This window comes from Streptomyces sp. x-19 (assembly GCF_046549115.1).
Lineage (GTDB): Bacteria > Actinomycetota > Actinomycetes > Streptomycetales > Streptomycetaceae > Streptomyces > Streptomyces albulus_C.
The window spans coordinates 448,214-469,945 of sequence record NZ_JAJPWK010000003.1; the positions used below are offsets into that span (position 1 = coordinate 448,214).

Annotated in this window: 20 protein-coding genes; 8 read left to right on the forward strand and 12 right to left on the reverse strand. The window is 73.2% G+C overall.

Annotation, left to right across the window (positions count from 1 at the left end; genetic code table 11):
* Positions 1-104: 104 nt before the first annotated feature.
* Together ACLJT4_RS10650 and ACLJT4_RS10655 are read right to left on the reverse strand one after the other, a co-directional pair.
* Positions 105-1,316 carry an MBL fold metallo-hydrolase gene (locus ACLJT4_RS10650; RefSeq protein WP_411122048.1) on the reverse strand — a complete coding sequence of 404 codons (1,212 nt, stop codon included), beginning with the start codon at positions 1,314-1,316 and terminating at the stop codon, positions 105-107.
* A gap of 594 nt (positions 1,317-1,910) precedes the next feature.
* A complete protein-coding gene (locus ACLJT4_RS10655; RefSeq protein WP_411122049.1) occupies positions 1,911-3,317 on the reverse strand; it encodes an NAD(P)/FAD-dependent oxidoreductase in 1,407 nt (468 codons plus the stop codon).
* A 544-nt stretch (positions 3,318-3,861) separates the two neighbouring features.
* Between ACLJT4_RS10655 and ACLJT4_RS10660 the strand changes: the two genes are divergently transcribed.
* Positions 3,862-4,773: a carbohydrate kinase family protein gene (locus tag ACLJT4_RS10660; protein WP_411122050.1), complete on the forward strand. Its 912-nt coding sequence runs from the start codon at positions 3,862-3,864 to the stop codon at positions 4,771-4,773.
* Here ACLJT4_RS10660 and ACLJT4_RS10665 read toward each other — a convergent pair.
* Positions 4,749-5,831, reverse strand: coding sequence for a DUF6745 domain-containing protein (locus ACLJT4_RS10665; RefSeq protein ID WP_411122051.1), 1,083 nt, complete (start codon positions 5,829-5,831; stop codon positions 4,749-4,751). The genes ACLJT4_RS10660 and ACLJT4_RS10665 overlap by 25 nt on opposite strands.
* A gap of 101 nt (positions 5,832-5,932) precedes the next feature.
* The gene (locus ACLJT4_RS10670) at positions 5,933-6,259 is read right to left on the reverse strand and encodes a hypothetical protein (RefSeq protein ID WP_411122052.1); all 327 of its coding nucleotides are present in this window, start codon (positions 6,257-6,259) and stop codon (positions 5,933-5,935) included.
* Between the two features lie 192 nt (positions 6,260-6,451).
* Here ACLJT4_RS10670 and ACLJT4_RS10675 point away from each other — a divergent pair, with 192 nt between their 5' ends.
* The 5 genes from ACLJT4_RS10675 (at position 6,452) to ACLJT4_RS10695 (ending at position 11,899) form a co-directional block, all read left to right on the forward strand.
* Positions 6,452-7,411 carry an STM4015 family protein gene (locus tag ACLJT4_RS10675; protein ID WP_411122053.1) on the forward strand — a complete coding sequence of 320 codons (960 nt, stop codon included), beginning with the start codon at positions 6,452-6,454 and terminating at the stop codon, positions 7,409-7,411.
* A 109-nt stretch (positions 7,412-7,520) separates the two neighbouring features.
* Entirely contained in the window at positions 7,521-8,678 is a 1,158-nt protein-coding gene (locus ACLJT4_RS10680; protein WP_411122054.1) for an STM4014 family protein, read from the forward strand.
* 61 nt (positions 8,679-8,739) lie between these two features.
* Complete coding sequence (locus tag ACLJT4_RS10685) at positions 8,740-9,546, forward strand: STM4013/SEN3800 family hydrolase (protein WP_275467506.1); 807 nt, start codon at positions 8,740-8,742, stop codon at positions 9,544-9,546.
* A complete protein-coding gene (locus ACLJT4_RS10690) occupies positions 9,543-10,943 on the forward strand; it encodes an STM4012 family radical SAM protein (RefSeq protein WP_411122055.1) in 1,401 nt (466 codons plus the stop codon). Before ACLJT4_RS10685 ends, ACLJT4_RS10690 begins: the two co-directional genes overlap by 4 nt.
* Before the next feature lie 11 nt (positions 10,944-10,954).
* Positions 10,955-11,899, forward strand: coding sequence for an STM4011 family radical SAM protein (locus ACLJT4_RS10695; RefSeq protein ID WP_411122056.1), 945 nt, complete (start codon positions 10,955-10,957; stop codon positions 11,897-11,899).
* Here the strand turns inward: ACLJT4_RS10695 and ACLJT4_RS10700 are convergent.
* The 3 genes from ACLJT4_RS10700 to ACLJT4_RS10710 are packed head-to-tail and all read right to left on the reverse strand — an operon-like array spanning position 11,872 to position 13,922.
* A complete protein-coding gene (locus ACLJT4_RS10700) occupies positions 11,872-12,774 on the reverse strand; it encodes an SAM-dependent methyltransferase (RefSeq protein WP_411122057.1) in 903 nt (300 codons plus the stop codon). The two genes, ACLJT4_RS10695 and ACLJT4_RS10700, sit on opposite strands and share 28 nt — an antisense overlap.
* Positions 12,775-12,784: 10 nt before the next feature.
* Positions 12,785-13,048: a DUF397 domain-containing protein gene (locus tag ACLJT4_RS10705; RefSeq protein ID WP_016571016.1), complete on the reverse strand. Its 264-nt coding sequence runs from the start codon at positions 13,046-13,048 to the stop codon at positions 12,785-12,787.
* 7 nt (positions 13,049-13,055) lie between these two features.
* Complete coding sequence (locus ACLJT4_RS10710) at positions 13,056-13,922, reverse strand: helix-turn-helix domain-containing protein (RefSeq protein ID WP_038523381.1); 867 nt, start codon at positions 13,920-13,922, stop codon at positions 13,056-13,058.
* 136 nt (positions 13,923-14,058) lie between these two features.
* On the opposite strand from ACLJT4_RS10710, the gene ACLJT4_RS10715 reads away from it, so the two are divergent.
* On the forward strand, positions 14,059-14,520 hold the full coding sequence (locus ACLJT4_RS10715; protein WP_411122058.1) for an ATP-binding protein: 462 nt from the start codon (positions 14,059-14,061) through the stop codon (positions 14,518-14,520).
* A 48-nt stretch (positions 14,521-14,568) separates the two neighbouring features.
* On the opposite strand, the gene ACLJT4_RS10720 is transcribed toward ACLJT4_RS10715, so the two are convergent.
* Entirely contained in the window at positions 14,569-15,369 is an 801-nt protein-coding gene (locus tag ACLJT4_RS10720; RefSeq protein ID WP_233656501.1) for an SGNH/GDSL hydrolase family protein, read from the reverse strand.
* A gap of 274 nt (positions 15,370-15,643) precedes the next feature.
* Between ACLJT4_RS10720 and ACLJT4_RS10725 the strand changes: the two genes are divergently transcribed.
* Positions 15,644-16,453 (forward strand): tyrosine-protein phosphatase, encoded by an 810-nt coding sequence (locus tag ACLJT4_RS10725; RefSeq protein WP_411122059.1) that lies wholly within the window; start codon positions 15,644-15,646, stop codon positions 16,451-16,453.
* Positions 16,454-16,516: 63 nt separating this feature from the next.
* Here ACLJT4_RS10725 and ACLJT4_RS10730 read toward each other — a convergent pair whose 3' ends face one another.
* The 4 genes from ACLJT4_RS10730 to shc all read right to left on the reverse strand — a co-directional run bounded on the left by ACLJT4_RS10730 (position 16,517) and on the right by shc (position 21,717).
* Positions 16,517-17,896, reverse strand: coding sequence for an aspartate aminotransferase family protein (locus tag ACLJT4_RS10730; RefSeq protein ID WP_411122060.1), 1,380 nt, complete (start codon positions 17,894-17,896; stop codon positions 16,517-16,519).
* 94 nt (positions 17,897-17,990) lie between these two features.
* Complete coding sequence (hpnH, locus tag ACLJT4_RS10735; RefSeq protein WP_016571011.1) at positions 17,991-19,016, reverse strand: adenosyl-hopene transferase HpnH; 1,026 nt, start codon at positions 19,014-19,016, stop codon at positions 17,991-17,993.
* A 5-nt stretch (positions 19,017-19,021) separates the two neighbouring features.
* Positions 19,022-19,678 (reverse strand): 1-hydroxy-2-methyl-2-butenyl 4-diphosphate reductase, encoded by a 657-nt coding sequence (locus tag ACLJT4_RS10740; protein ID WP_411122061.1) that lies wholly within the window; start codon positions 19,676-19,678, stop codon positions 19,022-19,024.
* Entirely contained in the window at positions 19,678-21,717 is a 2,040-nt protein-coding gene (shc, locus tag ACLJT4_RS10745) for a squalene--hopene cyclase (RefSeq protein ID WP_411122062.1), read from the reverse strand. The genes ACLJT4_RS10740 and shc overlap by 1 nt, the downstream gene beginning before the upstream one ends.
* Between the last annotated feature and the right edge of the window lie 15 nt (positions 21,718-21,732).

Genomic DNA, 21,732 nt, shown 5'->3' on the forward strand with positions numbered 1-21,732 from the left:
GGGTAGGCACGCCCCGTACGGAGGTGCGAAAAGATCCGAACCTCCGTACAGGAAAGCGCCGTTGGGGCGGCCTCGGCCGCCTCAGCGGCACCACCGGTCCCGCCTCACTCCGGCAGTTCGACCGGGACCGCGGCCGCCACCCCTTCCACGACCGCACCGGACCGCGCCACCTCCGGGCCCGCCGGCGGCCAGCTCGGCCACCCCTGCACCGGCGGCACCGCCACCGCCCGCCACCACGGCTCCACGACCTGCGCGTCGGCGGGCTCGAAAGGCCGGCCCGGCGGCGGCACCGCCACCTCCGCGCCGGCCCGGTGCGCTGCCGCGACGGTGCGCTCCGCGGGCTCGGCCCACGGGTGCGGTGCAAGGTTGAAGGTCCCCCAGTGGATCGGCAGCAGCACCCCGCGCGGCTCCCCGCCCTGGAGGTCCAGGTGAGCCCGCATCCCCTCCTCCGGGGTCATGTGGATGTCAGGCCAGAAGTCGGAGTACGCCCCTATCTGGACCATCGTCGCGTCGAACGGGCCGTGGGCCGCGCCGATCTCGGCGAATCCGGAGAAGTAGCCGGTGTCACCGCTGTGGTAGATGCGGTGCTCGGGTCCGGCGACGACCCAGGAGGCCCAGAGCGTGTGCTGGGCACCGCGCAGCCCCCGGCCGCAGAAGTGCTGGGCCGGCGTCGCGGTGAGGGTGAGCCCGCCGACCTGGGTCGACTCGTGCCAGTCCAGTTCGGTGATCCGGGCCGCGGGCACGCCCCAGAACTCCAGGTCGGCGCCGATGCCGAGCGGCACCACGAAGCGCGCGCCGGAGCTCATCAGACCCTTGACGGTGGGCATGTCGAGGTGGTCGTAGTGGTCGTGCGAGATCACCACGACGTCGACCGGGGCCAGGTCCGCGAGCTCCACCGGCACCGGGTGCATCCGCTTCGGCCCGGCCCAGCTGAACGGTGAGCAGCGCTCGCCCCAGACCGGGTCGAAGAGCACCCGCTGCCCGTCGATCTCGGCGAGCACGCTGGAATGTCCCATCCAGGTGATCCGCAGTCCGGAAGCCGGCGGGCGCCCCCAGTCCTCGCCGGTCGGGCGGTGCACCGGGATCCGTCCCACCGGCGCCCGCCGCAGACGCCCCTCGCGGCTGAGCTGCGTGCGAGCCATCGGCAGGGCCGCGCCCCGGAGCAGTTGCCGGGTGGGTGCCGGATTGCGGAACTGCCCGTCGACGAACTGCGGGGATCTGCGCATCCGCACCAGTCGCTCCCCGGTCGGCTCGGCGCCGAACGCCGCGGGGCGCAGCGCGGACAGGGGCGTGGGACGGGGACGGGATGCGGTCACGGCACCTCCATGGTCGGGGCAGTCGCGAAGTGAACGGACCGCGCGAACGCTGGGTTCCGGTACCGCCGGGCCGCCGGGCGGCGACACGGACCAGCACCGGGCACTCTTCGGGGCAACGGCGCAGCCCGTCGGTGCATTCCCGGTGCGGGTGACGGGCAGGTGCACCGGCCGGTGACGGCAGGGGGCGGGCCCCTACGCCCGGGTGAACGGCCGCGCCAGCCGAAAGCATCCGTTCGAGTGAATCGGAAGCTGCCGCGGCCGTGCGGCGCAGGACGTCCGTCGCACGGCGTGCTCCGGCCCGCGCCCCGGCACCGCGCCTCCTTCCGCCCCTGCTTTCTCCTCCGACCCACCCGTCACGAAACCTCGCCCCGCGCCAAGCCCGACGACGCGGGTGGCCCCGACCGGCCGGCAGCCGATCCGCCGGTGGAGCGGCATTCGCCGTCGGATGCGCGGGGTCCGTCGCGCGAGGACCGTGAAGAGGGGCCCGCGACGACGCCGGGAGCCGGAGGCTTGCGCAAGGACGGCCACGGGGGCACCGGGCCCCGGTCGGTCGGGGGCGCGGGGCGGGGCCTCGGACCTCGGGCTGACGTGCGGTCAGATCGGCTCCACCGCGGTCGGCGGCCGGGACAGGCCCGGCAGGCGGGGCAGGAGGACGGTCCGCAGGACCACGCGCGGGGCCATCAGCCGGGAGGGCGGGGCGGTGAGGCAGAAGACGTCCCGGAAGGCGGCGCCGACGATGCGGTCGACGGCGGCCCGGGCGGCGAGGCGGTCGAGGTACCACGTCGTCAACCGCTCGCCGAGTCCCGCCTTGGCAGCGTTGCCGCGGACGTAGGGACGGTCCGCGCCGACCGCCGCCATCCAGGCCGGTTCCGCAGCCCGGCCGACCGCCCGCTGGGCCCGGGCGAGGACCCCGGGCCCCGGCCCACCAGCCGCGTCGAGGGTGTCCCGCAGGGCCACCGCGCCGAGCGCGGCCACCGACATGCCCTGCCCGTACACCGGGTTGAAGGTGCAGTTCGCGTCGCCGAGGACCAGGAAGCCGTCCGGGACGGCACCGGGGCGCTCGTAGTGCCGGCGCCGGTTGCAGGTGTCGCGGAAGCCGTGCACCGGCGAGACCGGTTCGGCGCGGGCGAGCAGTTCGTGGACGTACGGGTCGCCGATGGTGGCGCTGAACGCGGCGAACTCCGCGTCGTCGGTCGGCGGGTGGTGGCCGCGCACCCCCGACAGCGTCAGCAGCCAGTTGCCGCCCTCCACGGGGACGTAGGCGGCGCCCCGCGGGCACCCAGGCCAACCGGGCACGTTGACGCCGGCGTCCGGCTCGTCGCCCCCGGCGGCGGGGCGGTACATCCGGGTGGCGTAGGCGAGGCCGGAGTCCACGGTCACCTCCTGCGGCGCCTCCCGGCCGAGTGCGGCGTACCACCGGGGCGTGCGGGAGCCCCGGCCGGAGGCGTCGACGACCAGGTCGGCGGGGAGCACCCGGGTGGCGGCGCTGCGGTCGCCGTTGCGGGCCCGGACGGTGACGCCGGTGACCCGCCGGGCGTCGCCGGTGAGGCCGACGGCCTCGGTCGCCTCCAGCACCTCGACCCGGGTGGCCGGGCCGGCCGCCGCGGCGCGCAACGCCCGTTCGCGGACGACGGCGTCCAGGACCGGTCGGGTGACGCTCAGCGTGGGATGCCGGCACTCGTCGAACCGGCGCTGCCAGCCGGTGGGCGTACGGGTGAGCAGATCGCGCGGCAGGTAGAGACGGCGGGCCCCGGCCTCGGTGAGCGCGGCGAGGGTGCCGGGCAGCAGCCGCTCCAGGGCTCGCTGTCCGCCGCTGAGGAGGATGTGCAGGTGGCGGGCTTGCGGGACGCCCTTGCGGAAGCTCCGGTCGGCGGGGTAGCGGTCCCGTTCGACGACCGTGACCACGTCGTAGTGCCCCCGCAGCGCGGTGACCGCGAGCATCCCGGCGAGTCCACCACCGATCACGACCGCGCTCCGCCCGTGCCCGGTGTGCTCCGCCATGCGCGTACCCCTTCTCCCCGCCGACGGGACCCGGTCGCGGGACCCGATCACCCGTGCGCCTCAGCCTCAGCGCCCGGCACGGCCGTGTCAACGATCCAACGCGCGCTCCCCCACTGGTCTCACGTGCTCCCCTTCCCCCCGCTGCCGGCCGGTGCGCGCCGCGCTCCCGCCGCCGCCTCGGCTCCCCAGCGCGTCTCCGTCGTCACCCGGACCGGGCTTCCGGAGACGCTCGGGGGCCTCCGTCCTGACGTGCGGTCGGAGCCGTCCGGCCCGTCGCACGGACGCCCCTGGGACACCGCCTCCGGCCCCTCTTCCGGGCCCGGGCGACGGCTTCCCGGGTGCCCCTCCTCCCTCGCGTCACACCGGTCCCTAACATCCCGATATGAGGCGACTGTGCGTCTAGACTCCCGACGGCGGGCGCACCGCGGCCGCGGCCGCTCCCACCAGCACGGGACTCGTCTCACCAGCAAGGGATTCAGGGACGCTTGTGACCTTCCAGCAGGTATCTGAGCCATATGACGTACTCGTCGTCGGCGGATCGGGCGTGGACACCATCGTGCGGGTCGGCGCACTGCCCGTCCCGTCCGCCGACAGCCATGCGGTGCCGCCCGTCCGCGAATGGGCCGGACACACCGGCACCGGTGTCGCGCTCGGCTGCGCGGCACTGGGCCTCACCACCGGTTTCGTGGACTTCCTCGGCGACGACCCACCGGGCGCGCTGGTCCGCGAGCGGCTGGCCGGCAGCGGGGTCGACTTCCGCCCGCTGATCTCCCCGCACGGTACCCGCCGGGCGGTCAACCTCGTCTCGCCCGACGGCCGCCGGATGTCCTTCTACGACGCGCGCGACCCGCTCGACCTGCGGATGCCGCCCGAGCACTACCTCCCCCTCCTGCGCCGCACCCGGCACGTCCACCTGTCGATCAGCCACTTCGCCCGCCACCTCTTCGACGACATCGAGGCGCTGGGCGTCCCCGTCTCCACGGACCTGCACGACTGGGACGGCCTGACGGAGCACCACCGCGCGTTCGCGTTCCACTCGGACCTGGTCTTCCTCAGCACGGCGGGGGCCGGCGAGCGGATCGGCCAGATCATGCGGGAAATCATCCGCGAGGGCCGGGCCAAGGCCGTGATCGCCACCGCCGGCGCGGGCGGCGCCTACCTCCTGACGCCCGAGGACCGCACCCCGCGGCTGGTGCCGGCCGCCGTGCCACCCACCCCGGTCGTGGACAGCAACGGCGCCGGCGACGCCTTCACCTGCGGCTTCCTCTACGGCCGGCTGTCCGGCCGGGACCTGGAGGAGTGCGCCAGGCTCGGCGCCGTCGCCGGTGCCCACGCCTGCACGGCGGCGGGCACCCACACCGCGCTGGCCCGACCCGACGACCTCCTGGCCTCCGCCAGCCCGCCGCCGCCCCCGGTCCCCGCCGTAGAGGCTCAGGTCTCCAGCACCGGGGTGTAGCCCTCCTCCGCCATGCCGAAGGTCCAGGCGACGCCTTGCCGTGCGGTCCGCGTCCGCGGCGGCACCCGCAGCCAGTACGTGCGGTGGGTGCCGTCCGGTTCGGGCGTGGAGTTGACCACCTCGACCATGACCACCGGCTCGTCGTCGGGCAGGTCGATGCGCCACAGCACGCCGGTCTCGTCGCGGTCGACCGGCCGCGCGCCGGACTCCGCCAGATAGCGGTCGTAGCCGTAGAACTCCAGCATGACGCGCCGGAGTTCGGCGTTCTCCTCCGCACGGATCCGCTCCGGGGTCAGGGCGGTGAGCTCCGCCAGGAACGCGGCCGGGACCGGCATTCCCCGCCAGGCGTGCAGCGCGAAGCCGTCGGGGAAGGCCAGCGCCGGACCGTCGGCGCGGTCCAACCGCCCGGCCTCGTCCCGGTGCAGTGCGCTCGGCCGTTCGGCGATGAGCGCGACCTTCTCGTACGGCCACCACCAGCCGGCGTTGCGAGCCAGTGCGGCGAGCCCGGCCAGCCGTCCGCCGGCGGCGCCGAACGCGGCCAGCCACGGCGCGTCGTGCTGGCCGTGCACCGCGTCCAGCAGCGCCAACCGCACCGCGGCCTGCTCTGCCGGTCCCTGGCCCAGCTCGGCGACGACTCCGGTCGCTATCCGCCCGGTCAGCGTCCGGGTGGTGTCCCACAGGCGTCCGCCGGTGTGCTGCCAGCGCTCGCTCCACGCCGCCCGCCCCATCGCGGCGTGCAGGGCGTCCCGTTCGGTCGCCCAGGGCAGGGTGCGGACGGCGTCGCGCACGCTCGCGCCCCACTCACCGGCCGGCGCCGCGAGCACCCGGGCCACCGCCTCCCGGGGCGACCGCACCCACTCCACCCGCTCCGGCTCGTCGAGTCCGGCCAGCCGGTAGGCCAGCCGCAACCCGGCCTCGGCCGCGACCCGATCCGCGGCGCCGGTGGCGGCCACGACCCGGCGCCACTGCGCCAGCCCCTCCGCTGCCTCCGTCGCCGGCGCCCCCTCGGCCGCCTCCAGCAGCTCGCCTTCCTCCGTCACCGCTGCCACCCCTGTCACGTCCAACTCCCCGCTCTCCCCACTCTTTCCGGTCGCCCCGGCCGTCGCGTCTTCCGCCCGCCCCCGTCCCGCACGGGGCACGGACCGCGCCCCGGCAAGCCCTAGTCCGCCACCAGCCGCACCGAGCCCGGCACGTACTCCCGCTGGCGGACCACGCGGTACCAGCCCTTCGGGAGCGATATCGCAGCGTGTTCCTCGTGGACCACCCGGCCGCCGTCCGGCACGTGCAGCAGCATCGGGCCCCAGGCCCCGGCCACCCGCCTGAGCACCCCGGGGCCGACCACCGCATGCGCATGGCCGGTGACTTCGCCGAGCGCCAGCACCATCCGTCCGCGGGCGTCGCGTGGTTCGTCCGCCAGCCCTCGCACATGCTCCGGCAGCGCCCCTTCCGCGACCGGCACGATCAGCACATCTCCCTGTCGGTACACGCCCGTTGCTCCCCTCGTCCGGCCCGGTGCCCGACCCGCGGGGCGGCGCTCCGGCCGCCCTCCGCGAGCTGTCGAAAACGTTACGGGGTGGGTCTGACAATCGGCGCTGAGCTGCGAAAACGCCCTGTGTGCCAGGCCGGGAGGGTAGGGGCTCAGGCGGCGTTGTCAGTGCCGGTTGATAGGAATGTCGGCATGACCGTTCACGAGTTCAGCGAAGAGTTCGGCGGGCTTCCCGTCTTCACGCTCCCGGAGCCCGCCGACGCCCCGACCGCACTCCCCGCGGCCGGGGCGGTCGCGTGGCGGCTCGCCTTCGATCCGTACGACGACGGCGGCTTCGACAGCTTCGACGAGCTCTGGCAGCGCTTCACCTCGACGGTGGACCTGTCCGGCGTGCGCGCCCTGGTCATCGGTCAGTGGGGCGAGGCGTACGACGAGAGCTCCGCGATCGTCGTCTCGGCCGTCGTGGCCGCCAAGGACCGCCTCACCAGCCTGCGGGCGGTCTTCCTCGGGGACATCGCCCAGGAGCAGTCGGAGATCTCCTGGATCCAGCAGTCCGACGTGTCGCCACTGCTCACCGCGTTCCCCGCGCTGGAGGTGCTCACCGTCCGCGGCGGCTCGGAGCTGGAGTTCCCGGCCGTGCGCCACGCGTCGCTGCGGGAGCTGCGGTTCGAGTCCGGTGGCCTGCCGGCGGACGCGGTCCGCGGGATCTGCGCGAGCGACTTCCCCGCGCTGGAGTCGCTGGTCCTCTGGCTGGGCGTGCCGGAGTACGGCGGTGACTACGAGATCGACGACCTGGCCGGAGTGCTGTCGGGCGCCCGCTTCCCCCGGCTGCGTCACCTGGGCCTGCAGAACAGCGAGATACAGGACGAGATCGCCACCGCCGTAGCCGCGGCTCCGGTCGTGGCGGGCCTGGAGAGCCTGGATCTGTCGATGGGCACGCTGACCGACGGCGGCGCGGAGGCCCTGCTCGTCGGCCAGCCGCTCACCCACCTCAAGAAGCTCGACCTGCAGCACCACTTCCTGACCGCCGCGATGGCCGACCGGCTGCGGACGACGCTGGCGCAGCAGGGCGTCGAGGTGCTCATAGGCAGCAGCGAGCAGGCGGAGCAGGACGAGGACCAGGTCTGGCGGTACGCCGCGGTGACCGAGTAGTCCGCGGCGCCGCCCCGCACCGCCACGGATCGCGCCGGCCCACGGGCCTGCCGCACCACCGCCGGCCCGGCCCGTCCAGGGCCCGCCGCACCCACCGCCCGGAGGTCCCATGGACACCGCCGACCGGCCCGCCACGACGGGCCCGCCCCGCTTCGCCGTGGTCGGCAACCCCGAGAACCGTCGGGTGACGCTCTTCGTCGACGCGGTCCGCGCCGCGGGGCTGCCCGCGCCCCGGCTGCTGGCCTGGGCGGAGGTGCTGCGCGGGGGCGCGGAGTTCGCCCCGGGGGAGGTCGTGCGGATCGACTCGCCGGGGGAGAACGCCGACGTCGAGAGGTTGCTGCGGGGGGCGGCCGATCCGACCTCGGTCGAGGGCACCGCGCGGTGGTACGGCCGCTTCGTCGAGGCGGTGCGCACCATCGCCCGGGCCGCCGCGGTGGGCGGAGCCGTCCTGCTCGACGATCCGGGCGAGTTGGCGGTGCTGTTCGACAAGCGGCGGTGCCACGGGGTGCTGCGGGCCGCCGGCGTACCGGTGCCGGCGTCCCCCACGTCGGGCCCGGCCGCGCCGGCCGTCGGGGGGTGGGCCGAGGTCCGGTCGCTGTTGGAGTCGGCCGGTCTGCGGCGGGCCTTCCTCAAGCCGGCGCATGGCTCCTCGGCGTCCGGGGTGGTGGCCCTGGAGGGCGACGGCCGCGGGCGGCTGCGCGCCACCACCTCGGCCGAACTCGCCGCGGACGGGCGGCTGTTCAACTCCCTGCGGGTGCGCCGCTACGATCGCGAACCGCAGATCGCGGCCCTCGTGGACGCGTTGGCTCCGGACGGCCTGCACATCGAGCGGTGGTACCCCAAGGCGGCCCAGCACGGCCGGGCGGCCGACCTGCGGGTGGTGGTCGTGGCCGGCCGGGCGACCCACGCCGTGGTGCGGACCAGCCGTTCCCCGATGACCAACCTCCACCTGGGCGGGACGCGCGGCGACCTCGCAGCGGCGCGGGCCGCGATCGAGGCGTCGGGGGCCCGCTGGTCCGACGCCCTCGCGGTCTGCGAGGCGGCCGCCGCCTGCTTCCCGCGCACCCTGTGCGTGGGTGTGGACCTGCTGCCGGCGGTGGGCTGGCGGCGGTTCGCGGTGGGAGAGGTGAATGCCTTCGGGGACCTGCTGCCCCGGCTGACCGGCCTGCCCGGCAGCGGAGCCGAGGGCCTGGACACCTACGGTGCGCAGGTCGCCGCCGTATGCCGTACGCATGGAAAGAACGGAACGTCTCGTGCACGCCCCTGACACCGCCCCCCGCTCCCCGGACGCGGCGACCGCCCCCGAGGCGCCGTCCGCCGCACCGGACATGACCGAGATCGTGGGCAGTCACGACCTGCTGCTGGTCACCCTCGACACGCTGCGCTACGACGTGGCCCAGGAGCTCGCCGCGGCCGGCCGGATCCCCCACCTGGCCCGGCACCTGCCCGGTGGCCGGTGGGAGCGCCGGCACGCCCCCGGCAGCTTCACCTACGCGTCCCATCAGGCGATCTTCGCCGGTTTCCTGCCGACACCGGCGTCGCCCGGGCGGCATCCGCGGCTGTTCGCGGCGCGGTTCGCGGGGAGCGAGACCACCGCACCGCGAACCTGGGTGTTCGACGCGCCCGACCTCGTCTCCGGGCTGGCCGCGGTGGGCTACCGCACGGTGTGCATCGGCGGGGTCGGGTTCTTCAACCGACAGGCCGCGCTCGGGTCGGTGCTTCCCGGACTGTTCCAGGAAGCGCACTGGGAGCCGGAGTTCGGCGTCGCCTCGCCCACCTCGTTCGAGGCCCAGGTGCGCCGGGCGGAGGAGGTCGTCGCCGGGCTGCCGGCCGAGCAGCGGCTCTTCCTGTTCGTGAACGTCTCGGCGCTGCACCAACCGAACTGGTTCCACCTGCCGGGCGCCACCCGCGAGGCCGGCGACAGTCGGGCCACCCACGCCGCCGCCCTGGAGTACGTCGACCGGCACATCGGCCGGCTCTTCGCCGCGGCCGCCGGCCGCCGGCCGTGCTTCGCCATCGTCTGCTCCGACCACGGCACGACGTACGGCGACGACGGCTACACCGGCCACCGCCTCGGCCACGAGGCCGTGTGGACCGTCCCCTACGCCCAGTTCACGATCGAGGCCGCCCGATGACCCGCACCCCACTGCCCCTGCTGTCCCCGGCGCCCGCCGCGGCACCCGTCTCCCCCTACGAGAGCTACGTCTACGCCTACCCCCACAAGACCGCGTACCGCCGGTTGCCGGACCGCCCGGCGCTGCGCGAGCTGTGGGCGGCCGAGCCGCCGCAGGCGCTCTCGCTCTACCTGCACGTGCCGTTCTGCGAGGTGCGGTGCGGCTTCTGCAACCTCTTCACCCGGATCGGCGCCCCGGGTGAGCTGACCACGGCGTACCTGGACGCGCTGGAGCGGCAGGCGACGGCCGTCCGCGCCGCGCTCGGCCCGGACGCCCGTTTCGCGTCCGCGGCGTTCGGCGGCGGCACCCCGACGTTCCTGACCGCCGGGGAGCTAGCGCGGCTGTGCGACATCGCGGAGCTGCGGATGGGGGCGGACCTGCGGGCGGTGCCGCTGTCGGTGGAGACGTCGCCGTCGACCGCCACCGCGGACCGCCTGGCGGTGCTCGCCGAGCGCGGGGCGACCAGGATCAGCATCGGCGTCCAGAGCTTCGTCGCGTCCGAGGCCCGCGCGGCGGTCCGCCCGCAGGACCCGGCGGAGGTGACGGCGGCGCTGGACCGGATCCGGCAGTCGGGCGTTCCGGTCCTCAACATCGACCTGATCTACGGGATCGACGGGCAGACCGAGCACAGTTGGCGGCGTTCGCTGGACGCCGCGCTGCGCTGGCGCCCCGAGGAGCTCTACCTCTACCCGCTGTACGTGCGACCGCTGACCGGACTGGGCCGCAAGGAGAGCGCCGGGCCCGACCCGGAGTGGGACGCCCGACGGCTGCGGTTGTACCGCCACGGCCGGGACCACCTGCTCGCCGCGGGCTACGAGCAGGTCTCCATGCGGATGTTCCGCCGCCCGGCCACCGGAGCGGGGCCGTCGCCGACCGCCGCGGTCGCCCCGGGCCCGGACGGCGACCACGCCTGCCAGACCGACGGCATGATCGGCCTGGGCTGCGGTGCCCGTTCCTACACCGCGGCGCTGCACTACTCCTTCGACTACGCGGTCGGGATGTCGCGGATCCGCTCGCTCATCGACGACTACGCCACCCGTACCGTCGAGGACTTCTCGCGCGTCGAGTTCGGCTGGCGGATGACCGGCGACGAGCCGCGCCGCCGGCACCTGTTGCAGTCCGTCCTCCAGGCGGCCGGCATGCCGGTGGCGGAGTACCGGACGCGCTTCGGCACCGCGCCGTCGGATGACTTCCCGGCGGAGCTGGCGGCGTTCGCCGCGCGCGGCTGGCTGGACGGGACCGCCGGCCCGGACCTGCTGCGGCTGTCCCCCGAGGGGCTGGCGCACTCCGACGCGCTCGGCCCGATGCTCTTCTCCCCCGGCGTCCGGTCCCGGATGGCCGCCTACGACCTCAAGTGACGGGCCGCGCGATGGACTTGACGCTGCTGTACCGCGGGCCGCTGGCGTCCTGCGACTACGACTGCCCCTACTGCCCGTTCGCCAAGCGGCGGGACAGCCGGGAGCAGCTGCGCGCCGACCGGGTGGCGCTGAACCGCTTCGTGGCCTGGGCCACGCGGCAGACGGACGACCGGCTGTCCGTGCTGTTCACCCCGTGGGGCGAGGGCCTGGTGCGCTCCTGGTACCGGCGCGCCCTGGTCGAGTTGAGCCGGCTGCCGCACGTGCGGCGGGTGGCCATCCAGACCAACCTCAGTTGCCGCACGGAGTGGCTCGCCGACGCCGATCTCGATGCGCTCGCCCTGTGGTGCACCTTCCACCCGGGGCAGACGCCGTACGACCGTTTCCTGGCGAAGACCGAGGAGTTGGCCGGTCGGGGCGTGCGCTTCAGCGTGGGTGTGGTGGGCTTCCCCGAGCATCTCGACGTGGCCCGCAGGCTGCGCGCCGACCTTCCCGAGGGGGTCTACCTCTGGGTCAACGCCGCGGAGGGTCGCGCGTACACCGACGCCGAGGCCGCCGCGTGGACGGCGCTCGATCCGCTCTTCCCGTACAGCCGCCATCCGCACCGCAGCGCCGGACTCCCGTGCCGGACGGGCGAGTCGGTGGTGTCGGTGGACGGTGACGGCACGGTCCGGCGGTGCCATTTCGTCCGGGCGGAGTTGGGCAACCTCTACGACGGGAGCTACCGCGCGGCGCTCCGCCCGCGCCCCTGCCCGCTGGCCGTCTGCGACTGCCACATCGGCTACGTCCACCTGGAGACGCTGCCGCTGTACGACGTCTTCGCCGGTGGTGTGCTGGAACGGATCCCTGCACCCGGTCGGACCCCCACTCCGGTGCGTCCCCGCACTGCGGGGGCGCCGGTGTCCGACCGCGCCGGAGTGCCGCCGGTTTTTCAGTCCTTGCGGCCCACCACTCCGTAGAAGATGGTGTCGTTGAGCTGCATCGGTCCGGGCACGGCGCCGTCGGGTCGCCACAGTGGTACGCGGACGACGCCCGGTTCCAACGGGGCGAACGGTCCGAGGAGGGCCGCGATCTCGTCCTTGGTGCGCAGCGCGAGCGGGGTGGTGGCGCTCTTGTAGACCTCTTCCACGTGGGCCCGGGCCGCCTCGTCGATGCGGCCTTGCGCGTAGCCCTCGTAGGGTTCGTACGTGCCGTGCGAGAGGATGAGGTGGCTGCCGGCCGGCAGCGCGCCGCCGAACGCGGCGAGCAGCGCGGCGGGTTGGTCCTCGTCCCCGAGGAAGTCGATCACGCCGCCGATGAGCAGGCCCACGGGCCGCTCGAAGTCGATCAGTTCGCGGACCACCGGGTCGTCCAGGACGGCCTTGGGGTCACGGAGGTCACCGAGGGCGAAGGCGGTCCCGGGCGCGTTGGCGAGTCGGGCCCGGGCGTGGGTCGCGACGATCGGGTCGCTGTCCACGTACACCACCCGGGTCTCGGGTGCGGCCTGCCGGGCCACCTCGTGGGCGTTGGGCGAGGTGGGGATGCCGATGCCGAGGACGAGGAACTGCCGCACCCCGGCCGCCACCACGGCGCGGACCGCGCGCTGGCGGAAGGCCCCGTTGGCGCGGACGCTGTCGCGCACCTGCGGGTGGAGTTCGATGACGCGGTCGGCGGCGACCCGGTCGACCTCGTAGTTGTCCCAGCCGTCGAGGAAGTAGTCGTACATCCGGGCCGGATGCGGCCGGCTGGTGTCGATCTCCTCGGCGGCGAAGCCCAGGTGGTCCGGGCCGGGCGCGTACGGGCCGATCTCCGGAACGTCGGCGTCCGTCGCGGGAAGGCCGTGCTGGTCGGTCATGGCTCCTCCCTCAGTGCGCCGAGCACGGCGCGGCGGAGAGCAGGAAGTCGGCGTGGCCGGCCTTCGCGCCCTCGATGAAACTGACCATCTCGCGGTGGGTGTAGATCAAGGCGGGACCGTCCGGGTCGGTGGACTGGCGCAGCGCGACCCGGCCGTCCCGTAGGCGCATGGCCTCGACGCACTCTCCGCCGTTTCCGCCGCTCCACGGCTTGTGCCAGCCGTCGCTGCCCAGTTCGTTGGCGGGCATGCCGTTGTAGATACGTATGCGATCCATGGGGGGTTCAGATCTCCTTGCGAAAGCCACCCAGAATGGCCTCGGTGGTGTGTGCCGGCGCGGCCTGCGCACACATCCGGTCCAGGGCCTCCAGGTACTGCGAGACGTCGTTGCGCTGGTCGAAGTACACGGCTCCGACGAGGCTTTCCGCGTACGCGATGTCCGGGAGCTCCGGGATCGGGAAGCGGAAGATGTGGAACGGCCCGTACATGGCGGGGTGCGGGCCCGCGGCGAAGGGCATCACCTGGAGCCGGACGTTCGGCATCGAGGTGGCCTCCATCAGCCGCGCGATCTGGTCCCGCATCACTTTGGGTCCGCCGATGAGCCGTCTCAGCACGGTCTCGTCCATGACCGACCACAGCATCGGGGCGTTCTCGCGGGTCAACAGCGCCTGCCGCTCCATGCGCAGGGCCACGATGCGGTCGACGTCGGCCGGGGAGGCGTGCGGCATCCCGGCGCGCAGCACGACGGCGGCGTACTCCTCGGTCTGCAAGAGGCCGGGGACGTAGTGCGGTTGGTAGGAGCGGATGAGGTTGGCTTCGCTCTCCAGGCTGACGAAGGCGCTGAACCACTCGGGCAGGACGTCGCGGAAGCGGTGCCACCAACCGGGGCGGTTGGCCTCGCGGGCCAGCGAGACGAAGCCGTCGATCTCCTTCTGGTCGGTGACCCCGTAGGTCGCCAACAGCTTCTCGACGTAGGGGATCTTGAGGCCGACTTCGGCCTTCTCCATGCGTCGTATCGTGGCGTGCGTCACGTCCAGCGCGGCCGCGGCCCGTTCGAAGGAGAGCCCCGCCCTCTCCCGCAGGTCCTGCAGTCGTTTGCCGAGCACCACCCGTAGGACGGTCGGTGCACCTGCAGACCGTGGGTCCGCCACGTCCGATCCCCTCCAACCAGCTTCAGTGCTCAGCAGTGTGTCATGCCGTCATCACCTCGAACAGACTGCACTTTCAATTCTGCAAATTACAGACTGATCCTTGCCAACGGTGAGCAACATCGCACATAGTTATGTCGTGGCTTCCTACAAAAACGCTCCGTCGTTAGGGCGATGCGGCGGATTCCTCGCCCAGTCCCCTCAGGACGCGTTCCACCTGCCGGCGCGGCGCACCTCCGTGCCCGAGGCGCGCCAGCGCGTCAGCTCGCTGCTGCGCGAGTGGGGCGCCGCCCAACAGGTGCGCGACGACGTGGAGTTGGTGGTCACCGAGCTCTTCACCAACGCGGTGCGGCACACCGACAGCGAGAAGGTCGGCTGCGAGATCGCGGTCGTCGGCGCGCACATACGGATAGAGATCACCGACGAGGGCGGGCCGGGCCTGACCGCGCCGCACGCCCAACCCGGCACCCTCGACCAGGAGGGCGGGCGCGGACTGTTCCTGGTCGGCGCGCTCTCCGAGAGCTGGGGCACCCGGCCCGACGACGGGGGCCGGGGACAGGTGGTGTGGGCGGACCTGCCCTACCGCACCGCGACGCACTGAGGCCCCGCGCCGCCACGGGGCGACACGGGGCCTTGCACAGATGAAGGGCTACAGCGGCAGCAGGTCCGGCCGCTTGGGCTCGACGTCGTCGCCGGACGAGACGCCGCGCAGACGGCGACCGATCCACGGCACCAGGTGCTCGCGCGCCCAGTGGATGTTGTCGCGCCGCGCCTCGGCGGCGGTCCGCTCGGTCTCCGGCGGCCACGCCTGGTCCGGATCGGCCGGCACCGCGAGGCCCAGCACCTGCCCGGCGCGCAGCGCGACCCGGGTGTGCCCGTCGGCCGACAGGTGCAGCCGGTCCTCGCTCCAGGCCCGCCGGTCCTGGACGGACTTCAGCGACCACAGGTCGAGCACGGGGCAGTCGTGCCGGTCGGCGATGGCCCGCACGTGGGCGGTGTACGTGGCGATCTTGCCCCGCAGGTGCTTGAGGACCGGCATCCCCCGGGTGTCGAAACCGGTGCACAGCAGCACCGTCGGCACCGTCTCGCGCAGCGCGACCACGGCCGCCTCGTAGCGCTCGGCCACCGCGTCCGGGTCCGAACCCGGCCGCAGGATGTCGTTCCCGCCGGCACAGAACGTCACCAGCTCGGGGGCGAGCTCCCGCGCCCGGGGCACCTGCTCCTCGATGATCCGATCCAGGAGCCGCCCGCGCACGGCGAGGTTCGCGTAGCGGAAGTCCCCCTCGTCCCGCTGGTCGGCGAGGAGGACCGCCAGCCGGTCCGCCCAACCGATGTACGCCCCGTCCGGACCGGGATCCCCGACCCCCTCGGTAAAGCTGTCCCCGACGGCTGCGTACGACCCGACGGCGCGTATCGCGCCCTTGCTGCTGTTCTTCGAATCGTCTGCCACGTCAGGACATACTTCACCTTCCTAAGTGACCTACGCCACCGTAACCAGGGGTTGACGGGAGGTGATTAATGCCACCAGGTCAAATTCTGTCCAAGTCGGAATAACGATCGGTCACGGAATGCTGCTCAGGCGCCACACATGGGGGATGATGCGCGCCGTTTCGACGATGTCGCGCGCCCTCGCCACCTGATTGCCTGCGGCATCCATGTCGTATCGTCGAAGAAGCCCCGCCTCGTCGACGAGCAGCGTCGGCGACCGATCCCGAGGAGCGCCCGTGACGCAGCAGACGCCGCAGGTCCCCCAGTCCCAGCCCGAGCTCGCCGAGGTGCGCAACTTCCGCGACGTGGGCGGGCTGCCGACGGTCGACGGGCGTCGCATCCGGCAGGGCCGACTCTTCCGCAGTGGCCACCTGGCCCACGCCACCGAGGCGGACGCCGCGTTCCTCGCCGGCCTCGGGCTGCACACCATCTTCGACTTCCGCAACGCCTCCGACATCAAGCTCGAAGGCCCCGACGTGGCGCTGCCCGGGGTGCGGAACGTCAACATTCCGCTCACCGACCCCGCGGACGGGGCGGAATTCTGGACGATGGTACGGGACGGCGAGCTGGACCAGCTCCGGGTCGTGCTCGGTGACGGCAAGGCCGCGGACCGCATGGCCCGCACCTACCGCGAGATCATCACCACCCGCACCGAGGACCACAGCCGGGTGCTGCACGCCCTCGCCGAGGACAGCGTGCCGGCGCTGATGCACTGCGCCGCCGGAAAGGACCGCGCGGGGCTGTCCATCGCGATCACCCTGCTCGCCGTCGGTGTCGAGCGGGACGCCATCGAGGCCGACTACCTCAAGTCCAACGACCCCAGCCGGCGCTACAAGGTCCGCCGCTCCGACCACTCCGCGGCCGGCATGTCGCCGGAGGTCATGGAGCTGCTCTCGCCGCTGTTCGGCGCGGACATCGACTACCTCACGGCCGCCTTCGACGCGATCGCGGAGACCTGGGGCTCGACCGAGACCTACCTCGCCGACGGCCTGAAGCTCTCGCCGGCCACCCGCGAGCAGCTCCGCGACCGGCTGCTGACGGACTGACCTCCGACCGACTGGCGCGCCGGCGGGCCGCCCCCACGGGACGGCCCGCCCCACGCCGCGCGGTCAGCGGTTGGCGACCGCCTGTTTGACCAGGGTCCGCCCGAAGTCCCAGAGCAGGCCGCCGTTGTGGGCGTCGTCCATGACGGCGGTGAACGCCTCGACGAAGCGGTCCACCTCGCGTTCGCCGATGATCAACGGCGGAATCAGCTTGATGACCTCCAGGTGGTCGCCGGAGACCTGCGTCAGGATCCGGTGGCGCTGGAGCAACGGCACCACCACCATCTGCGCGAACAATCCCTTGCGCGCGGCCTGCAGCATCGTCCAACGGCTGCGCAGCCCCAGGGACGTGGGCTTCCCGAACTCGATGCCGATCATCAGGCCGCGGCCGCGCACCTCGTGCAGCAACTCGTACCGGTCGACGAGCGCGGCCAGCCGGGAGCGCAGCAGCTCCCCGGTGTGCCGGGCGTTGGCGACGGTCTCCTCGTCCTCCATCACCGCGAGCACCGCCAGCCCGGCCGCCATCGCCTGGGCGTTGGCGCCGAAACTGGCGGAGTGCACCAGCACCCGGTCCATGGACGAGTAGACCTTCTTGAAGATCCAGTCCTTGCCCAGGGTGGCGCCCACCGGGACGTAGCCGCCGGAGAGCGCCTTGGCGACGCACACCAGGTCCGGCTCCACCCCCGCCTCGTGCTGGTAGGCGAAGAAGTCGCCGGTCCGGCCCAGACCGGTCTGCACCTCGTCGGCGATCAGCAGGGCCTTGTGGCGGTGCAGCAACTCCTGGGCGGCGCGCAGGAATCCGGGCGGGGCGGCGATGACACCCTTGCCCTGGACGGGTTCGACGACGAAGCCCGCAACGTCGCCGCGCCGCAGCTCCCGTTCCAACGCCGCCAGGTCGCCCATCTCGACGGCGGTGTCCGGCAGCAGGGGCGCGAAGCCGTCGCGGAAGCCGTCCTCGCCGTTGACCGAGAGCGAGCCGGTGGTCAGGCCGTGGAAGGCGTGGGTGCAGTAGAGGACTCGGGGCCGGCCGGTGGCGTAGCGGGCGAACTTCAGGGCGGTCTCGACGGCCTCGGTGCCGCTGTTGCCGAAGAAGACCCGGTCCAGGTGGGGGGCGTGGGCCAGCAGCTTCTCGGCCAGCAGCCCCGGCAGCGGCGGGCAGTCGAAGCGGGTGAGGTCGGCGAGTTGGGCGTCGAGCACGTCGTGCAGGGCCTTGCGGACGACGGGGTGGTGCCGGCCCAGGCCCATCACGCCGAATCCGGCGAGCATGTCGAGGTAGTCGCGGCCGTCGGCGTCGTAGAAGTAGGCGCCCTCGGCCCGTTCGTAGACCTTGTCGAAGCCGATGGTGTGCAGCATCCGCGGCAGCTGGTGGTTGAGGTGGCGGCTGTGCAGTGCGTAGCGTTCGGCGCCGCGTTCGGCGAGCAGCTCGGTCAGGTCGAATCCGGTCACGGGGTCCTCTCCTCACGGGCGGCGCTCGGTGCCGCCCCCAGCCGGACCGGCGGCACCGGAACGCCCCGGTGCCGCCGGATCTCCGCACGTCGCGTCAGCCGCGGTTCCCGGCGACGGTCTCCCTGGCCGCCCTCAGGGACTCCTTCAGCGAGCCCATGGTGGCCAGGACGGCGGTCGGCTCGTAGCCGCAGTGCGCCATGCAGTTGGCGCACCGGGGGTCCTTGCCGCGGCCGTACTTCTCCCAGTCGGTCTCCTCGATCAGCTCCCGGTACGTGGGCACGTAACCGTCGCTCATCAGGTAGCAGGGGCGCTGCCAGCCGAAGAGCGAGTAGTTGGGGATCGCCCAGGCCGTGCAGGGGAAGTCCGCCTTGCCCTCCAGGAAGTCCAGGAACAGCGGACTGTGGTTGAGCCGCCAACGCTGCCGGTTGCCACCGGCGAACGTCTTCCGGAACAGCTCCCGGGTCTGCTCCACGCCCAGGAAGTGCTCCTGGTCGGGGGCCTTCTCGTAGGCGTAGGCCGGCGACAGCATCATCTCGTCGACCTGCAGGTCGTCGTTGAGGAAGTTGAGGACCTCGATGATGGTCTGCGGGGTGTCGGTGTTGAAGAAGGTGGAATTGGTGGTGACCCGGAAGCCCCGGCGCTTGGCCTCCTTGATGGCCGCCACCGCCTCGTCGAACACGCCCTCCTTCGCGACGGATTCGTCGTGCCGCTCCCGCATCCCGTCGATGTGCACCGCGAAGGCGAAATAGGGCGAGGGCTTGAACTTGTCCATCTTCTTCCGCAGCAACATCGCGTTGGTGCACAGGAAGACGTACTTGCGACGGGCCACCAGCTGTCGCACGATCTCATCGATCTGAGGGTGCATCAGGGGCTCGCCGCCGGCGATGGAGACCATCGGGGCACCGGATTCCAGCACCGCTCCCACTGCCTGGGCCACCGGCATCCGCTGTTTGAGGACCCCGGCCGGGTGCTGGATCTTCCCGCACCCCTCGCATTTGAGGTTGCAGGCGAAGAGCGGTTCCAGTTCGACGATCAGCGGAAACTTCTCCCGCTTGCGCAGCACTTTCTGTTCAAACAGATAGGTCCCGACCCGGATGGATTGACGGAGCGGCATGGCCATCTGGCTCACCTCCTGGGGAGCGGCAAAGAACGGTGCCATTCAAAGAAAACAGGAAATACCGAACGCAGCACGCGGAAGGCGGATATCCCGCCGCGCACCGTTCCGATCCGCACGAGTTCGTGTTCCGGAGCGTCCACGACCACCCGCACGGCCGCGACCGCGCGGGCGCCGCAGTGCACCGCGGTCCGGAGCGTCGCGGCGGACTCCATGTCCACCGCGAGCGCGCCCTCGGAGTGCAGCGCGGCCCGCTCGGCACCCCGCACGACGTGGTCGCAGCCGCGCAGCAGTCCGGTGTGCACCCGCAGGCCGCGCGCCCGCAGGGAGTCCACCAGCGGGCCGTTGTCACGGCACGGCACGTCGGGGAAGCCGGGCCGGTGGTCCCGGGTGGCCGCGGCGACGATCACGTCTCCGGGGCGCATCCCCGGTGCCAGTCCGGCACAGAATCCGCTGGCCACCACGGGCGAACCCGCGGTGACCGACCCCGCACCCAGGGCAGCGGCCAGGGCCCGCTCCGCCGCCTGGGGTCCCATGCCGGTACGGAGGGTGACCGCGGGCGAACGCGCCGCCCCGCGGTCACCGCCCCGCAGCGCGAACCGTTCGATGCCGAGCGCACAGGCGACCAGCAGCGGCGGATCCGCATCCGGCACGGGCCGTCTCGGCATCAGTCCCCCACCAGTGCCCCGGCCGTCCCGCCGGTGCCCGGTCCGCCGTGGACGTAGCGGCCGAGGGCGGTCACGGGGAAGACCTGGCGGTACAGGTGGTAGTTGATGGAGAAGTCCCACGGGAAGCCGGTTCCGGTGAAGTACGGCTCGTCCCAGGAACCGTCCGGCAGTTGGTTCTCCACCAGCCAGCGCACCCCGCGGCGGACCGCCTCGCCGTCCCGCTCGCCGGCCGCGAGCAGCGCCATCAGCGCCCAGGCGGTCTGCGAGGCGGTGGAGGCGCCGCGGCCGGCCCACCGTTCCTTGTCCTGGTAGGAGCGCTGGTCCTCACCCCAGCCGCCGTCGTCGTTCTGCACCCGCTCCAGCCAACCGACGGCACGGCGGACGGCGGGGTGGGAGGCGGGGATGCCGGCGGCGGTGAGCGCGGGCAGCACCGAGCCGGTGCCGTAGACGTAGTTGGTGCCCCAGCGCCCGAACCAGGCACCGCTGGGCTCCTGTTCGGCCAGCAGCCAGGCGAGGCCGCGGCGGGTGCGCGGGTCGTGGACCCGCCCGACCTCGGCGAGCATCTCGACGACGTGTGCGGTGACGTCGGCCGACGGCGGGTCGATCACCTCACCGAAGTCGCAGAACGGCAACCGGTTGGGGAACGGGCTGGTGTTGTCGGCGTCGAAGGCGCCCCAGGCCCCGTTCTTCGACTGCATCCCGAGGTTCCACCGCACCGCCCGGTCGACGGCGGCCGCGACCCGCTGCGGGTCGGGGTGCCGCACCCGACGGAGCGCCAGGACCACCTCGGCGGTGTCGTCGATGTCCGGGTAGTTGTCGTTGTGGAACTCGAACGCCCAGCCCCCGGACGGCAGTTGTGGACGGCGCACGGACCAGTCACCCGGGCGGTCGATCTGCTCGCCGAGCATCCACTCGACGGCCTGGACCAACTGCGGGTGGTCGGCGGGCACGCCCGCATCGGCCAGGGCGATGGTGGCCAGGCAGGTGTCCCACACCGGCGACTGGCACGCCTCGATCATGCGGGCCCCGTCCGCGCGCCGGACCGCGAACCGCTCCAGGGAGTCCAGACCGGCCCGCAACACGGGATGGTCGAGGTCGTAGCCGAGCAGGTGCAGGGCGATGACGGAGTAGACGGCCGGGGGCTGGATGCCGCCCCAACACCCGTCGTTCTCCTGCCGCTCGACGATCCAACGGCCGGCCGAGCGCAGCGCGGCGGCCCGCGGCCGGCGCAGCGCGACCTTGTGGTAGAGGTGCAGCGCCCTGTCCAGGCGCTGGAAGAGCCCGTCCCAGCTCGCGGCGGGGGCCATCGGCCGCGGCGGGTTGGGGTTGCGGGGGTCGACGTGCAGCTCGTCCAGGGCGAACGGCGCCGGGCGGACCGGGCGCTTGGCCGAGACGACGGTCAGCGGGACGATCGTCTGGCGGGCCCAACAGCCGAACGCGTAGATGCTGAGCGGGAACCACTTGGGGAAGTAGATGAGTTCCGGCGGGAGCTCGGGCAGGTCGTCCCACTTCCACCAGCCGAAGAGGGCGAGCCAGATGCGGGTGAAGACGCGGGAGGCGGCGATTCCGCCCTGTTCGCGGATCCAGGCCGCAGCGGTCGCCATGTGCGGGGCGTCCGGCGCGTCCCCGGCCAGCCGGAGCGCCACGTACGCCTCGATGGTGGTGGAGAGTTCGCCGGGCCCGCCGTAGAACGTGGGCCAGGTGCCGTCCGGGCGCTGCTCGCCGCGGACGTGGCGGGCGGTGGCCTCGGTGAGCTCCGGGTCCTGGATGCCCAGGAACTGGCGGAGCATCAGATCCTCGGCGTCCATCGTGACGTTGGTTTCGAGGTCGCCCTTCCACCAGCCGGCGGGGTCCTGGAGAGAGAGCAGGTAGTCGGTGGCGCGGGTGGTCGCTTCCCGCGCGGCGTCCGCCGTGACCGTGAGCACGGCGGGGGTCGGTCTGCCGGCCGGGCCGGCGGGTGCGGTCTCGTCGGCGGCATCGGTGGCCGAGGAGCCCCGGGACGGCAGGGCCCCGGTGCTGCCGTCGGTCGTCGCTGTCATGGCTTCCCCTTCTGC